The 13,069-nt window shown below is 71.0% G+C and carries 12 protein-coding genes and 1 pseudogene; 6 read left to right on the top strand and 7 right to left on the bottom strand.

Annotation, left to right across the window (positions count from 1 at the left end):
- Positions 1-2 precede the first annotated feature (2 nt).
- Both ccsB and ACWF79_RS21160 read left to right on the top strand, forming a co-directional pair.
- The gene (gene ccsB / locus ACWF79_RS21165; RefSeq protein WP_453729685.1) at positions 3-1,085 is read left to right on the top strand and encodes a c-type cytochrome biogenesis protein CcsB; all 1,083 of its coding nucleotides are present in this window, start codon (positions 3-5) and stop codon (positions 1,083-1,085) included.
- A 37-nt stretch (positions 1,086-1,122) separates the two neighbouring features.
- Complete coding sequence (locus ACWF79_RS21160; protein WP_453729658.1) at positions 1,123-1,650, top strand: SRPBCC domain-containing protein; 528 nt, start codon at positions 1,123-1,125, stop codon at positions 1,648-1,650.
- Positions 1,651-1,669: 19 nt separating this feature from the next.
- On the opposite strand, the gene ACWF79_RS21155 is transcribed toward ACWF79_RS21160, so the two are convergent.
- Positions 1,670-2,446 (bottom strand): MerR family transcriptional regulator, encoded by a 777-nt coding sequence (locus tag ACWF79_RS21155; RefSeq protein WP_453729657.1) that lies wholly within the window; start codon positions 2,444-2,446, stop codon positions 1,670-1,672.
- Positions 2,447-2,541: 95 nt separating this feature from the next.
- On the opposite strand from ACWF79_RS21155, the gene ACWF79_RS21150 reads away from it, so the two are divergent.
- Positions 2,542-3,639 carry a serine hydrolase domain-containing protein gene (locus tag ACWF79_RS21150; RefSeq protein ID WP_453729656.1) on the top strand — a complete coding sequence of 366 codons (1,098 nt, stop codon included), beginning with the start codon at positions 2,542-2,544 and terminating at the stop codon, positions 3,637-3,639.
- Here the strand turns inward: ACWF79_RS21150 and ACWF79_RS21145 are convergent.
- From ACWF79_RS21145 to ACWF79_RS21130, 4 genes and pseudogenes are all read right to left on the bottom strand, one after another.
- On the bottom strand, positions 3,636-5,174 hold the full coding sequence (locus ACWF79_RS21145) for an ABC transporter substrate-binding protein (protein ID WP_453729655.1): 1,539 nt from the start codon (positions 5,172-5,174) through the stop codon (positions 3,636-3,638). The genes ACWF79_RS21150 and ACWF79_RS21145 overlap by 4 nt on opposite strands.
- Positions 5,175-5,177: 3 nt before the next feature.
- Entirely contained in the window at positions 5,178-7,238 is a 2,061-nt protein-coding gene (locus ACWF79_RS21140) for a hypothetical protein (RefSeq protein WP_453729654.1), read from the bottom strand.
- 86 nt (positions 7,239-7,324) lie between these two features.
- Positions 7,325-8,236: an isopenicillin N synthase family dioxygenase gene (locus ACWF79_RS21135; protein ID WP_453729653.1), complete on the bottom strand. Its 912-nt coding sequence runs from the start codon at positions 8,234-8,236 to the stop codon at positions 7,325-7,327.
- Positions 8,237-8,261: 25 nt separating this feature from the next.
- Positions 8,262-8,360, bottom strand: a pseudogene (locus ACWF79_RS21130) (nucleoside deaminase); the annotation flags it as partial.
- Between the two features lie 152 nt (positions 8,361-8,512).
- Between ACWF79_RS21130 and ACWF79_RS21125 the strand changes: the two are divergent.
- Positions 8,513-9,433, top strand: coding sequence for a DMT family transporter (locus ACWF79_RS21125; protein ID WP_453729652.1), 921 nt, complete (start codon positions 8,513-8,515; stop codon positions 9,431-9,433).
- Here ACWF79_RS21125 and ACWF79_RS21120 read toward each other — a convergent pair.
- Together ACWF79_RS21120 and ACWF79_RS21115 are read right to left on the bottom strand one after the other, a co-directional pair.
- Positions 9,339-10,220 carry a LysR family transcriptional regulator gene (locus ACWF79_RS21120; protein ID WP_453729651.1) on the bottom strand — a complete coding sequence of 294 codons (882 nt, stop codon included), beginning with the start codon at positions 10,218-10,220 and terminating at the stop codon, positions 9,339-9,341. The two genes, ACWF79_RS21125 and ACWF79_RS21120, sit on opposite strands and share 95 nt — an antisense overlap.
- Positions 10,220-10,615, bottom strand: a complete 396-nt coding sequence (locus ACWF79_RS21115) for a PLD nuclease N-terminal domain-containing protein (protein WP_453729650.1) — start codon at positions 10,613-10,615, stop codon at positions 10,220-10,222. The genes ACWF79_RS21120 and ACWF79_RS21115 overlap by 1 nt, the downstream gene beginning before the upstream one ends.
- Positions 10,616-10,704: 89 nt before the next feature.
- Here ACWF79_RS21115 and ACWF79_RS21110 point away from each other — a divergent pair, with 89 nt between their 5' ends.
- Both ACWF79_RS21110 and mqnP read left to right on the top strand, forming a co-directional pair.
- Positions 10,705-12,162: a menaquinone biosynthesis decarboxylase gene (locus tag ACWF79_RS21110; protein WP_453729649.1), complete on the top strand. Its 1,458-nt coding sequence runs from the start codon at positions 10,705-10,707 to the stop codon at positions 12,160-12,162.
- On the top strand, positions 12,159-13,061 hold the full coding sequence (gene mqnP / locus ACWF79_RS21105; RefSeq protein ID WP_453729648.1) for a menaquinone biosynthesis prenyltransferase MqnP: 903 nt from the start codon (positions 12,159-12,161) through the stop codon (positions 13,059-13,061). The genes ACWF79_RS21110 and mqnP overlap by 4 nt, the downstream gene beginning before the upstream one ends.
- Positions 13,062-13,069 lie beyond the last annotated feature (8 nt).

The raw sequence follows: 13,069 nt of genomic DNA, 5'->3' as shown, positions 1-13,069 counted from the left end.
CCGTGAGTCTCGCCGCCGAGACCAACGAGAGCCTGGCGCAGATGAGCAACACGCTCATCTACTCCTCCATGGCCGTCTACACGCTCGCCTTCCTCGCGCACATCGCCGAGTGGGTGTTCGGCAGCCGCAGCAAGGTCGGCCGCACGGCCGCCGCGTTGACCGCGCAGCCGGCGACGGCCGCCGCTCCCGCCGTCCAGGTGAAGACGGCCGGCGGCGGGACCGCCGTCCTCGACAAGCCCACGGTCGTCACCCGGTCCGGCGCGGGCGTCCGCGACGTCCCCGACGGCCCCGGCGCGGCCGGCGGCACGGTCAAGGGCGATCTGTACGGCCGTATCGCCGTCTCGCTCACCGCGCTCGCCTTCCTGGTCGAGGCGGCCGGTGTGATCACCCGGGCGGTCTCGGTGCAGCGCGCCCCCTGGGGCAACATGTACGAGTTCTCCACCACGTTCTCCACCGTGGCGGTCGGCGCGTACCTCGGCTTCCTGATCGCGAAGAAGAACGTCCGCTGGATCGGTCTGCCGCTGGTGACGACCGTCCTGCTCGACCTGGGTCTGGCCACCACCTGGCTGTACACGGAGAGCGACCAGCTGGTCCCGGCGCTGGACTCGTACTGGCTGTGGATCCACGTCTCCACCGCGATCTTCTGCGGCGCGGTCTTCTACCTGGGCGCCGTCGCCACCCTGATCTACCTCTTCCGCGACTCCTACGAGAACAAGCTCGCGTCCGGCGGGAACCCCGGCTCCTTCGCCCGCTCGGTGATGGAGCGGCTGCCGTCCGCGGCCTCCCTGGACAAGTTCTCCTACCGGGTCAACGCGGCGATCTTCCCGCTGTGGACGTTCACGATCATCGCGGGCGCGATCTGGGCCGGCGACGCGTGGGGCCGCTACTGGGGCTGGGACGCCAAGGAGGTCTGGTCCTTCATCACGTGGGTCGGCTACGCGGCCTACCTGCACGCGCGCGCGACGGCCGGCTGGAAGGGCCGGAAGGCCGCGTACATCGCGCTCATCGCCTTCGGCTGCTTCCTCTTCAACTACTACGGCGTCAACATCTTCGTGAGCAGCAAGCACTCCTACGCGGGCGTCTGAGCTGGCACGGCCCGGGGCCCGGCGCCACGCTTGAGGTATGAGCGAGATACCTCGGGGCAGGTGCGAGACCCACGACGGCAACCTGCGTCACCTGCGGTACGTGATCGACCTGCCCCATCCGATGATCCGGGTCTGGGCGGCGGTCGCGACGGCGGAGGGCCTCCCGCAGTGGCTCTGCGCGGCGGATCGGCTGGAGCCGAGACTCGGCGGAGCGGTAACACTGCGCCGGCTCGACGGGGACACGGTGGTCTCGGGGACGGTGACGGCCTGGGACCCGGAGTACGTGGCCGAGTACACGGTCGAACCGTCGCACGGCCGGATCCGGTTCCATCTGGAGCCGGGCGGCGGTGGCGGGTCGACCGTGCTGCGTTTCACCCACGAGTTCCGTGGGACCCGCGAGGAGAAGCTGGACGTCATGGCGGGGTGGCACGAGCACTTCGAGCGGCTCGTCCGCGCGTTGGACGGTCACCCCACGGACTGGAGCTCCTGGTCGCCCGAGCGCCGGCAGCACCTGAGGGACCTGTACGAGCGGGACGAGGCGCCCTGGCCCAAGTGGGAGCCGTAGACCCCGCAGGGCATCGACGTCACTGACGGGGGACGTCGATGCCCGCCGCGCGCAGGTGCGCCTCGATCAGCGCGTTCAACCGGGCGATGGTCGGCGCCTCGTCCTCCCGGTGGTGGTTGACCACGTCGTACCGGGAGGCCGCGTCGGACCGGTGCCGTCGTGGGGCCGGCATCGTCAGCAGCGCGCGGTCGGCCAGCAGGTTCGCGGCCACCGCGGAGGCCAGCTCCTCGATCCGCGGGTCGTCGGGCTCCCAGGACCTCGCCTCCCAGCCGCGCTTGGTCAGCTCGACGAACTCGGGGTCGCCGAGCCGGTGTTCGAGGTGGGTCAGGAAGGTGTCGAAGACCTCGGGAGCCAGCGCCCGCGACAGCACCAGGGCCTCCCGCTGGGTGGTGACGTAGTCGGGGCCGAAGCCCAGCTCGGCGAGTCGGTCCAGGACCGCGCAGGCCCGGTCGGGCAGCAGGGCGCGGTCGCCGTGGGCGAGCCGGTGCAGGGTGTCGCGGCGGGCGGTCAGCTCCTCGATCTGCTCGGTGAGCCGACGGCGTACGTCGTCCAGTGCGGTGGCGAACCGCTCGGGCTCGGCGTCGAGCAGCTCGCCGATCTCGGCCAGTGGGACGCCCGCCCCGGCCAGGGCCCTGACCTGGACGAGCCGCAGCAGGTCGGCCGACCCGTAGCGCCGGTAGCCGGAGCTGTCGCGTCCCGGCTCGGCGACCAGGCCGAGCCGGTGGTAGTGCCGCACGGTCTTGACGGTGATCCCGACGAAAGCCGCCGCCTGACCGATCGTGAGCCCCTCTGCCATGGGACGACCCTAGCGCTCGTTTGTCGCCTTGACCTTGACCTTGGGTCAGGGTCCACGCTCCTCTCAGACCTGCTGTCGCGAGATGAGGAACGACCATGGGTGAGCAGAACACCGTTGCCGCGCCGGACCGCCCCGAGCTGCGGAAGGCCATGCGGGAGATCGTCGACGCCGGTTTCGCCGGGGTGCACCTCCGCGTCCACGACGAACTCGGCGAGTGGGTCGGCAGCGCCGGGGTGCGCAAGCTCGGCGAGAGCGACGAGCCGTCGACCGACGGGCACTTCCGGGTCGGCAGCGTCACCAAGACCTTCGTCGCGACCGTCGTCCTGCAGCTGGTGGCCGAGGGCAGGCTCGGCCTCGAGGACCCGGTGGCCGACCACCTGCCCGGGTTCGGGCTCGACCGGCGGATCACGGTACGGATGCTCCTGCAGCACACCAGCGGGCTGTTCAACTTCACCGGCGAGTTCTCCGAGGACGGGACGGTCGAGCCCGGTGTGGTCGCCGGATGGGGCAAGGAGTGGGTCGATCTGCGGCACGCGATCTACCGGCCGGAGGAGCTGGTGCGGGGGGCGCTGGCGAAGCCGGCGCGGTTCGAGCCGGGGACGGCCTGGAGCTACTCCAACACCAACTACGTCCTGGCCAGGCTGTTGATCGAGCAGGTCACCGGCCGCTCCCTGCCCGAGGAGACGCACCGGTTGATCCTGGGCCCGCTCGGGCTGACGGGCACCGTGCTGCCGGAGACCGGCGAGGAGATCCCCGCGCCGCACGCCCACGGCTACTTCGGTTACGAGGACGCCGGCCGGTGGAACGTGGTCGACACCACCCGCTTCAACCCCTCCTGGATATCCGCCGCCGGCGACATGATCTCGACCAGCCGGGACCTCCACACGTTCTTCTCCGCGCTGAACGGCGGCAGGCTCATCCCCTCCCCGCTGCTGGCCGAGATGCGCGTCCCGGACCCCAAGATGGGTTACGGACTCGGGGTGTTCGTGGAGGAGCTGGCGGGCGGTGGCACCGTCCTCCACCACAACGGCGGGTTCTGGGGCTGGGGGGCGCTGATGTACAGCACGCCCGACGGCGCCAGGACCCTGACCGGCTCGGTGACCTTCGGGGACGTCGAAATGGACCTGCCCACCATGGCCGGGACGTTCGAGAAGGTGAAGGCGGTGCTGGTCGGGGAGGTCTTCGCCTCCTAGCCCCGCCTCGGCGGGAGGCAGTCCTGCGCCGGGGGCCTGCCCTCCGGCCAGGCGATCTGGACGAAGCGTTGTGAGCCGTCCTCGGCCAACTCCACGATCGGAACGGCCTTGTTGAACGGGTTGCCGTAGTTGTCCAGGCAGATCCAGCCGCTCGCGCCGTCGACGCGGAGGGAGCCCTTCACCTGGGGCCACTGGGTGACCACGTCCGCGAGTTCCGGGTACTGGGCGCCCTGCGGGGTCGCCTGGCGGATGGCGTGGACCGCCGTCGCCATCGCGTCGTACGCCACGATCGCCTGGCCGTCCGCCAGCGGGACCGGCTTCTTCGACGCGCGGGCGATGTCCGCCACAAACGTCTCGTACGCCGCCGTCGAACCGCCCGTCGTCGGCACCGGGCGGCCGCCGGCCGGTTTCCAGGCGTCGGGGTGGGCGAGCGAGGCGTAGCGGACGGTCAGCTTCGCCTTCAGGGCGGCGCGGTTGAGTTTCTTGTCCGCACCCAGGTACGAGCCCTCGTCGCCGGTCAGGATCGTGAACGGCCGCTCGGCGCAGCCGCGCCCGCCGAGCGCGTTGATGAACTGCCGCAGCTGGGTGTGGCGGCCGGCGAAGAAGACGGTCTCCGCCTTCGTGTCGCAGATCAGGTGGGTGATCTGGCGAAAGGTGTTCGCGGTCGTGCCCTCCTCCGTCGGGTCGGCGGGGGAGGTGAAGAGCTGCGGTTCGTACGGCGCGCCCTTGAGGGAGGCGGAGAACGCCGCCTTCAGGGTGTCCGTGTAGTGGTCGCCGGTGCGGGTGTCCTGGACGAGCAGGGCCTTCGCCGCCTTGACCTCGCCGAAGTGGGCGAGCGCCTTGGCCTCGTCGCCGTTGGTGGGGGAGACGCGGGCGAGGCCGGGGTAACGGTTCTTCCCGGGGCCGGGGCCGTTGGCGATGTCGTCGGCGGTGATGGTGGTGCCGACCACGGCGATGCCCGCGCCGGTCAGCTCCGTCACCGCCTGCCGTATCTCGGTGGAGGAGGTGGCCACGCCGGAGACCGCCCGCAGCCGGTCGTCCCCGCCGGTCATCGTCTTCAGTTGGTCGACCGTCGTACGCCAGTGGGCGTTGCCCTTGCCGGTGTTGGCGAGGACCAGCCGGATCTTGGGGGTCTCGCTGTTCGACTCGTGGTTGGCGCGGTACTGGCGGGCGTACGCGCCCTGGATCTCGTGCAGGACCTTCTCCCGCATCCCGCCGTCCGTGGAGGTCAGCGGCAGCAGCAGCGCGACCGTCGCGTACTCGCCGGACTTCAGGGTGCGGTTCTCGTCGCGGATCAGCGCGGCGATCTCGGTCAGGGACGGGGAGCCGAAGTCGTATCCGTCGCCGTTGACGCCGACGCACTCGGAGCTTCCGGGCGGCCGTTCCACACCCGTGGCGCAGGAACGGTCCTCCGGGGTGGTGGCGCGGTCGATGGCGTACCCGGCGACGGAACCGAGGACGGCGACGGCGACCGCCGTCGTGAGGATCTTCTGCCGGGTGGTGTACCAGAGGCGGTAGCGCAGCGGGCCGACCATGGCTCAGACTCCGTTCTCCGTGCCGGGCGGGAGCGAGAGCCCCCGCCAGGCGCGGATGTCCCTCGGCCAGTGGGTGGCCGCGTCCCACAGCGGACTGTTTCCCGTCCGGTGGCGGCCGGAGAGCTGGCGCAGTTCGTGCGACAGCTTGTCGGTCACCTCGTCGTCGGGCAGCGCGAGCGGATCGGTGAGCAGCCATACGGCGTGCAGCAACCGGCGTAGACAGAGGTGGAGTTCGACGGTGTCGTCGTCGAACGTGGTGGGCAGCGGGTCGCCGGTGACCTGGCCGAGCGCGGTCGCCCGGCGCGGGTCGGGCCGGCCGGGCCGGTGCCGGTCGCGCGGGTACGGCGCCGAGGCGATGAAGCGGAGCCGGTCGAGCCAGCCGAGGACGTCCGCCTCGGGGAACGTGACGCGCAGGTGCGTCACCGCGTCGTCGGTGCGGCCGAGCGCCAGCTCCTGGTGCAGCCGGTACGGGACGGGCCCGGGGGCGTAGTGCCGGTGCAGGGTCTCGTGGACGGCGCGCCAGGTCGCGTACTCCTCGCCGTCCTCGAAGCGCAGCCGGTGCAGGAGCAGGGCGCGCAGCAGCGGGTCGGCGACGAAGCGTTCGGGCCCCTCGGGCCAGTCCTCGGCGCGCAGCAGGTCCCGTACGCGCAGGGCCATGTCGCCGTCGAGGGACTCGCCGCGCAGCCGCGTCCGGGCGAGCAGCCGGGCGGAGTCCTCGTCGTGGGCGGCGGCGAGGACGGCGAAGGGCCCGTGGCGCTGGCGCGGCAGGAGCTCTTCGAGCAGGGCGGGGGCGACCGGCACGGGCGCGCTGTCCTCGCGGAGCTCGACGGTGAGGTCCAGGAGCGCGCCGGGAGTCAGGGAGGGCTTCTGGTCGGCCGGTGCGTCGCCGGCCGCGCGGCCGAGGAGGACCACGCCGAGCGGGCGTCCGCCGGTCAGCCGGTGCACACCACGGGCGAGTTCGGCGGGGGTGCGGCCCGCCGGGTCGAAGCGGTCGAAGGCGCTCTGGGTCTGGGCGGGGGAGAGCGGGGGCAGTTCGACGGCGAGGATGCCGGAGGTGACGTCCGGGCCGCGCGGGCAGGGCGCGCGGTGCGCGGTCTCGGGCAGCCGCATCCGGGTGGCGTGGCGGATGCCGTCGTGGTCGCGGACACGGGAGGTGGCGATGACGACGACCCGGTCGCGGCGGCCGTCGACGCGGGCGCGCAGGATCGGTTCGACCAGGCGCCGGCCGAGGGGCTCGTGGGCGTTGTCGAGGAGCAGGACGGGGCGGCCCCGGCGGGCGCCCCGGTTGGCGAGGCCGGTGAAGGCGCGGGCCAGGTCCTCGATCAGCGCGCCGACGAGGAAGTCCTCGGCCTCGCGTCGGCGGCCGCCTCCCTGTGCGAAGTCCATCGCGAGCTGCTGGAGCCCGGCCTTTCCGCGTCCGCCCGCGTTGCGATAACTCCCGTACCAGCTCTCGGCCTTCTGCTGGAAGCGGCCGAACACCTCTTCCAGGACGGTCTCGACGGTGGCCTCGGCGAGGAGTCCGGCCAAGGGGGCGGTGGCCTCGGCGAACTTGGCGGCGAGTTTGGTGAGGACCTTGGTGACCCAGTTCGCGGCGGCGCCCTTGGTGGCGTCGACGGTGGACAGGACCGGTCCGAGGCGTTGCAGGTCGCGCCGGGCCCGCTCGTCGTCCTCCTGGGACCAGCTGATGGAGGCGACGGCGACGAGACCGAGCGAGAGCCGGGGGAACTGGACGGGCTTGGCGGCGAGCACGCGGGGCGACAGCTGGACGGCGAGTTCGCCGAGCGCGCCGGTGAGCTCGTTCCAGCCGGGGCCGTGGTCGGCGGGCCGCTCGATGTGCGCGCAGTCGAGCAGGGCGAGCGGAGTGGCGGCCTTGTAGGCGTTGCGGAGCTGCTTGAGCAGGGCGGTCTTGCCCATGCCCCGGCCGCCGGTGAAGACGGTCACGGGCGGGTCGTCGGCATGTTCGTAGAGGGTGCGGCCGTAGCGGTACGGCGTCAGTCCGATCAGGCGCGCGGCAAGTCCGGCGTCCTGGAAGACCGCCTCGCGTCCGTACAGCTCTCTGTCCACGTACCGTCACCCCCGTCACAGTCAACTCCAGGATATCGACGCTGTGTTGGGAAAGCGGCAGGCTTTTCGACACTGTTGTGGAGCAGTTACTGGTCCGTGGCGATGGCGTCGAGCTGGGCGCGGAGGTAGGCGTGGGAGTCGACGCCGTGGATCGTGGTGCCGGGATCGCACTCGTAGAAGTACACGAGCGAGATCAGCTCCTCGGAGGGCACGTCGGCCGGCGGCGGCAGCACGCGATGACGGCCTGACCGCCACCTCCCACCGGTCCAACCGGCCATGACATCACCGATGTTGACGGTGAAGGCGTCGGGATCGTACGGCGCGTCCTGCCAGCCGGCGGCGTCGGTGAACACCTGCAGCCCGCCCTTGCCGGCCTGCCGGTCCAGGATCGTGACGGTCCCGAAGTCGGTGTGCGGCCCGATGCGGAACTGTCCCGGCTCGGGCTCACCGGTCCGCTCGCGACCCGGGTACCAGTTGACGTTGAACCCGAAGGTGGGGTGGCCGGTGTGCCGGGTGAAGAAGTCCCGCTCCTCGCCGAGGGCGACGCCGAGCAGATCGAGAACGCGGTCGGAGAGGCTTCGCATCTGCGCGAGATACGCCCCCACGAGCGGCTTCAACTCGGGCACCTCGGCGGGCCAGGTGTTCGGCAGGAACCACTCGGCGTCCACGACCGGGTCGCCGGTCGGCTCGTCGGCCGCGAACGAGAGCGACTCCTTCAGGTCGGGCGGGGTGACGGTCCCCTCCGCGTACCCGTTCGCCTCCGCGCCCGGCCCGAGCCACCCGCGCCCGCCGACCCGCACGGCGTACGGCTCCTTGACGGCGGCCGGGAGGTGGAAGAACCGCCGGGCGACGTCGCGGATCCGGTCGCGCAGGTCCGGGTCGACGCCGTGCCCGGTGACGAGCAGGAACCCGGCGTCGCGCAGGGCGAGGTCGACGGCGCGGAGCTGGGGGCCGGCGTCGCGGGTGAGATCGATGGTCGGGAGGCGCGCTTCACTCATGACCGATGTCCTCGTTCCACAGGTCGTGGAGGGCGGCGCCGATCGGGACGCCACCTTCGTCGCGCCCGGCCCGCGCCTGGGCGAGGGAGGTGCCGAGCCACCGCCGTGCCTGTTCGATGTCCACGGGGGGACTCTTCCCCGGCGGGGCGGGGGGATCACGCCTGCTGTCGACCCTCCTCCGGCCGTACCGGTCATCGGCTCCGCCGATGGCCCCATCAGCAGGACGCCCCACTGGCCCGTGGACCCGCCTCCGGGCCCGTCCGTAGCGTCGGCGGCATGAGAAACGAGACGCGGGGAACCGTCGAACTGACCCTCGCCATGGTGCTCTCCGGCACTCTTGGCATCTTTGTCGTGGAGTCCGGGGCGTCGCCCCTCAACGTCGTGTTCTTCCGGTGCCTCTTCGGGGCCGTGGCCCTGGGGCTGTACAGCCTCGTCCGCGGGTACTTCTCCGGGCACGGGTTCACTCCCCGGAAGCTCGGGCTCGCCGCGCTCGGTGGGGTGTTCATCGTCTTCAACTGGGTGTTGCTGTTCGAGGCCTACGAAGCCACCTCGATCTCCCTGGCCACCGTCGTCTACCACACGCAGCCGTTCTTCCTCGTCGTCCTCGGCGCCGTGCTCTTCCGGGAGCGGATCACCGCCGGCAAGTTCGGCTGGCTCGGGGTCGCCTTCGTCGGGCTCGTGCTGGTGTCCGGTGTGCGGCCCGGGGACACCGCCTCCCTCACCGGGCTCGGGCTCGCCCTCGCCGCCGCCGTGCTCTACGCCCTGTCGACGATCGTCACCAAGCGGATCACCGGCGTCCGGCCCCATCTCATCGCCCTCGTGCAGGTGCTCGTCGGACTTCCGTTGCTGCTGCCGTTCGTCGACCTGGGAGCCATGGCCGGGGTCGGCGCCGGGTGGGGATGGCTCGTCGGACTCGGGCTGATTCATACGGGCCTGATGTACGTGCTCATGTACGCCGCCTACCAGAAGCTGCCCACGGCCAAGATCGCCGTGCTCGCCTTCACGTACCCCGCCGTCGCGATGGTCGCCGACTGGGCCGTGTACGGGCATCACATCGGGCTCGTCCAGGCCCTCGGCGTCCCGCTGATCGTCCTCGCGAGCCTCAGGGTGACTCTTGCACCAGCCGCCGCGCCTGCTCCACGAACAGCCGCACATGCGCCGGAAGCCGCTTCCCCCGCCGCCACGCGATCTGCGTGAACAGCGTGAACGGGACCTCCCAGGCCAGCTCCACCAGCGTTCCCGACGCCAGTTCCTCCGCGACCGTGACCCGGGGCAGCAGGGCGATGCCGAGGCCGCCCGCCACGCCCCGCTTCGTCGCCTCGAGCGTGCCGAACTCCATGAACGGCGGTGCCCACTCGCTGAGCGCCTCCTCGAACAGGTCGCGGTACGGGCAGCCCGGCTCGGTCCCCACCAGCTGGGACGCCGCCAGGTCGGCGGGGGTCAGGCCCGTACGGCCTGCCAGGGGGTGCCGGGGGGAGGCGACCAGCGTCAGGGGCTCCTCCGCCAGGACCTCCGTCTCCAGGCCCGCGTGCTCCGTCTCCGGCTCCATCAGGAAACCGATGTCGTACGTCCCTTGGCGCAGCGCCTGCCGCGTCTCGTCGCCCAGCGTCGGGCGCAGCGACAGCTGGACCTTGGGATAGCGGTGGTGGAAGAGCTCCAGCAGGGGCGGCAGACGGTAGGACGTCAGCGACTCCATCGTCCCGACGGCGATCGGCCCGGCCGGTTCCTCGGTCTCCACGACCGCCGCCCGCGCCTCCTCCGTCAGCTCGATGATCCGGCGGGCGTACGGGACGAGGCGCTCGCCCGCCTCCGTGAGCCGGATACGGCTGCCGAGGCGCTCGAAGAGCTCCACGTCGAGCGAGGACTCCAGGGCGCGGATCTGGGCCGTCACGCTGGACTGGGCGTACCGCAGGTCGGAGGCGGCCCGGGTGAAGGACAGGACGGTGGCGACCTTCTCGAAGGTGACCAGGAGCCGGAGCTCCATCAGCTGTCGCTCTCCTTGGCGTCGCCGTCCTGCTCGCGCTTCTTCAGCTCCTCCTCGCGGCGGCGCAGGTCCGCCTCCCAGTCCTTGAGAAGGGACTCGTCCTTCTTGTTCTCCTCGCGGATGGACTTGAGGAACTCGGGATTGTCGTCGGGCGCGACCCACTCGCTGCGGTGGTTGCGGTGCCACTCCGAGGGCGTACGGCCGCCGGCCGGCGCCTTGCGCATCTTGCCCGCCGCGAACCAGACGATCGGGCCGACGATCCAGAACAGCAGGATGATGATGACCCAGACGACCTTGGGCAGGTGCTTGGCCTCGTCCTCGGGGGTGTTGAGGCAGTCGATGAACGCGTAGATCGTCAGCGCCAGCGGCAGGATGTACATCAGCGCCCTGAGCATGTGCGACAGCCCCCTGGAAACAGTGGCGGGGTTCGATTCGTCGGCCCCGGTGACGAGTCAAGCCTAGCCGGTGGCCGATACTGGGCCCCATGGCTTACGACGATCTCCGCTCGCTGCTCAGGGCGCTGGAGCGCGAAGGCGACCTCAAGCGCATCAAGGCCGAAGTCGATCCGTACCTGGAGGTCGGGGAGATCGTCGACCGGGTGAACAAGGCGGGAGGCCCGGCGCTCCTCTTCGAGAACGTCAAGGGCTCCGCCATGCCGCTCGCGATGAACGTCTTCGGGACCGACCGGCGGCTGCTCAAGGCGCTGGGGCTGAAGTCGTACGGGGAGATCAGCGAGAAGATCGGCGGCTTGCTCAAGCCCGAGCTTCCGCACGGTTTCGTCGGGGTACGGGAGGCCTTCGGCAAGCTGGGCTCGATGGTCCACGTGCCGCCGAAGAAGGTGAAGTCCGAGAACGCTCCCGTGCAGGAGGTCGTCCTCACCGGGGACGACGTCGATCTGGACAAGCTTCCCGCGCTCTTCACCTGGCCCAAGGACGGCGGGTCCTTCTTCAACCTGGGGCTGACCCACACCAAGCACCCCGAGACCGGTGTGCGGAATCTTGGGCTCTACCGGCTCCAGCGGCACGACAAGCGCACCATCGGCATGCACTGGCAGATCCACAAGGACAGCCGCAACCACTACGCGGTGGCGGCGGCGAAGGGCGAGCGGCTGCCGGTCGCGATCGCCTTCGGCTGCCCGCCGGCCGTGACGTACGCGTCGACCGCTCCGCTTCCCGGTGACATCGACGAGTACCTGTTCGCGGGCTTCGTGCAGGGCAAGCGGATCGAGATGGTCGACTGCAAGACCGTGCCGCTCCAGGTGCCGGCGAACGCCGAGGTCGTGATCGAGGGCTGGCTGGAGCCGGGCGAGATGCTCCCGGAGGGGCCGTTCGGCGACCACACCGGGTTCTACACCCCGCAGGAGCCCTTCCCCGCGCTGAAGATCGACTGCGTGACCATGCGGAAGCGTCCGCTGCTCCAGTCGATCGTGGTCGGCAGGCCGCCGACGGAGGACGGGCCGCTGGGGCGGGCGACGGAGCGTTTCTTCCTGCCGCTGCTCAAGATCATCGTGCCGGACATCGTGGACTACCACCTGCCCGAGTCGGGCGGCTTCCACAACTGCGCGATCGTCTCGATCGACAAGAAGTACCCGAAGCACGCGCAGAAGGTCATGCACGCCATCTGGGGCGCGCACATGATGTCGCTGACCAAGCTGATCATCGTGGTGGACAAGGACTGCGACGTCCACGACCTGCACGAGGTCTCCTGGCGGGCCCTCGGGAACACCGACTACTCCCGTGACCTGACGGTGGTCGAGGGGCCGGTGGACCACCTGGACCACGCCTCGTACCAGCAGTTCTGGGGTGGCAAGGCCGGCATCGACGCGACGAAGAAGCTCCCCGAGGAGGGCTACACCCGCGACGGCGGCTGGCCGGACATGGTGGAGTCGGACCCGGCGACGGCGGCCCTGGTGGACCGCCGCTGGAAGGAGTACGGCCTGTGACCACCGCGGCCGTACCCGGCGCCCAGCCCGGGCGCACCAAGGCGTTCCTGCGGCTCGTGATGATCGAGCACTCGGTCTTCGCGCTGCCGTTCGCGTACATCGCCTCGCTGACCGCGATGTTCCAGCTGGACAAGAACGTCCACTGGGCAAAGCTGCTGCTCGTCACCGTCTGCATGGTCGGGCTGCGGACCTTCGCGATGGCCTGCAACCGGATCATCGACCGGGAGATCGACGCCCGTAACCCGCGCACGGCCGGCCGCGAGCTGGTGACCGGCGCGGTGTCGGTGCGCTCCGCGTGGACGGGGGCGGGGATCGCCGTCGTGGTCTTCCTCGGGGCCGCCGCGCTGCTCAACCCGCTCTGTCTGGCGCTCGCGCCGCTCGCCGTGGTGCCGATGGTGGTCTACCCGTACGGCAAGAGGTTCACCAACTTCCCGCACGCGATCCTCGGCCTCGCGCAGGCCATAGGGCCGATCGGGGCGTGGCTCGCGGTGACCGGGGAGTGGTCCTGGGACGCGGTGATCCTCGGGTTCGCGGTCGGGATCTGGATCGGCGGCTTCGACCTGATCTTCGCCTGCCAGGACGTCCAGGCCGACCGGGCCGAGGGCGTCATGTCGGTCCCGGCCCGCTTCGGCGTCCCCGCGGCGCTCTGGGGCGCCCGGGCCTCGGCGGTCGTCACGACGGGCCTGCTGGTCTGGTACGCCCTGGCCACGGACGCGGGGCTCTTCTTCTGGATCGGGCTCGTGATCGTGGTCGCCGCGTTCTGCTACGAGCACACGATCGTGAAGCCCCACGACCTGTCCCGCCTGAACCGCGCGTTCTTCACGACGAACGGTTTCATCGGGATCTCCCTGTTCCTGTGCGCCCTGATCGACCTGCTGGTGCGGGGGCTGACCGTCTAGGGGGCGGG

The organism is Streptomyces sp. NPDC054975 (genome assembly GCF_053609105.1).
This window is presented reverse-complemented; position numbering and strand designations above follow the sequence as displayed.

Excerpts from the sequence above, each read along its gene's own strand:
- ACWF79_RS21160 (WP_453729658.1), top strand. The coding sequence starts at position 1,123 with ATGAGCGAGATACCTCGGGGCAGGTGCGAGACCCACGACGGCAACCTG.
- ACWF79_RS21155 (WP_453729657.1), bottom strand. The coding sequence starts at position 2,446 with ATGGCAGAGGGGCTCACGATCGGTCAGGCGGCGGCTTTCGTCGGGATC.
- ACWF79_RS21150 (WP_453729656.1), top strand. The coding sequence starts at position 2,542 with ATGGGTGAGCAGAACACCGTTGCCGCGCCGGACCGCCCCGAGCTGCGG.
- ACWF79_RS21145 (WP_453729655.1), bottom strand. The coding sequence starts at position 5,174 with ATGGTCGGCCCGCTGCGCTACCGCCTCTGGTACACCACCCGGCAGAAG.
- ACWF79_RS21135 (WP_453729653.1), bottom strand. The coding sequence starts at position 8,236 with ATGAGTGAAGCGCGCCTCCCGACCATCGATCTCACCCGCGACGCCGGC.
- ACWF79_RS21125 (WP_453729652.1), top strand. The coding sequence starts at position 8,513 with ATGAGAAACGAGACGCGGGGAACCGTCGAACTGACCCTCGCCATGGTG.
- ACWF79_RS21120 (WP_453729651.1), bottom strand. The coding sequence starts at position 10,220 with ATGGAGCTCCGGCTCCTGGTCACCTTCGAGAAGGTCGCCACCGTCCTG.
- ACWF79_RS21115 (WP_453729650.1), bottom strand. The coding sequence starts at position 10,615 with ATGCTCAGGGCGCTGATGTACATCCTGCCGCTGGCGCTGACGATCTAC.
- ACWF79_RS21110 (WP_453729649.1), top strand. The coding sequence starts at position 10,705 with ATGGCTTACGACGATCTCCGCTCGCTGCTCAGGGCGCTGGAGCGCGAA.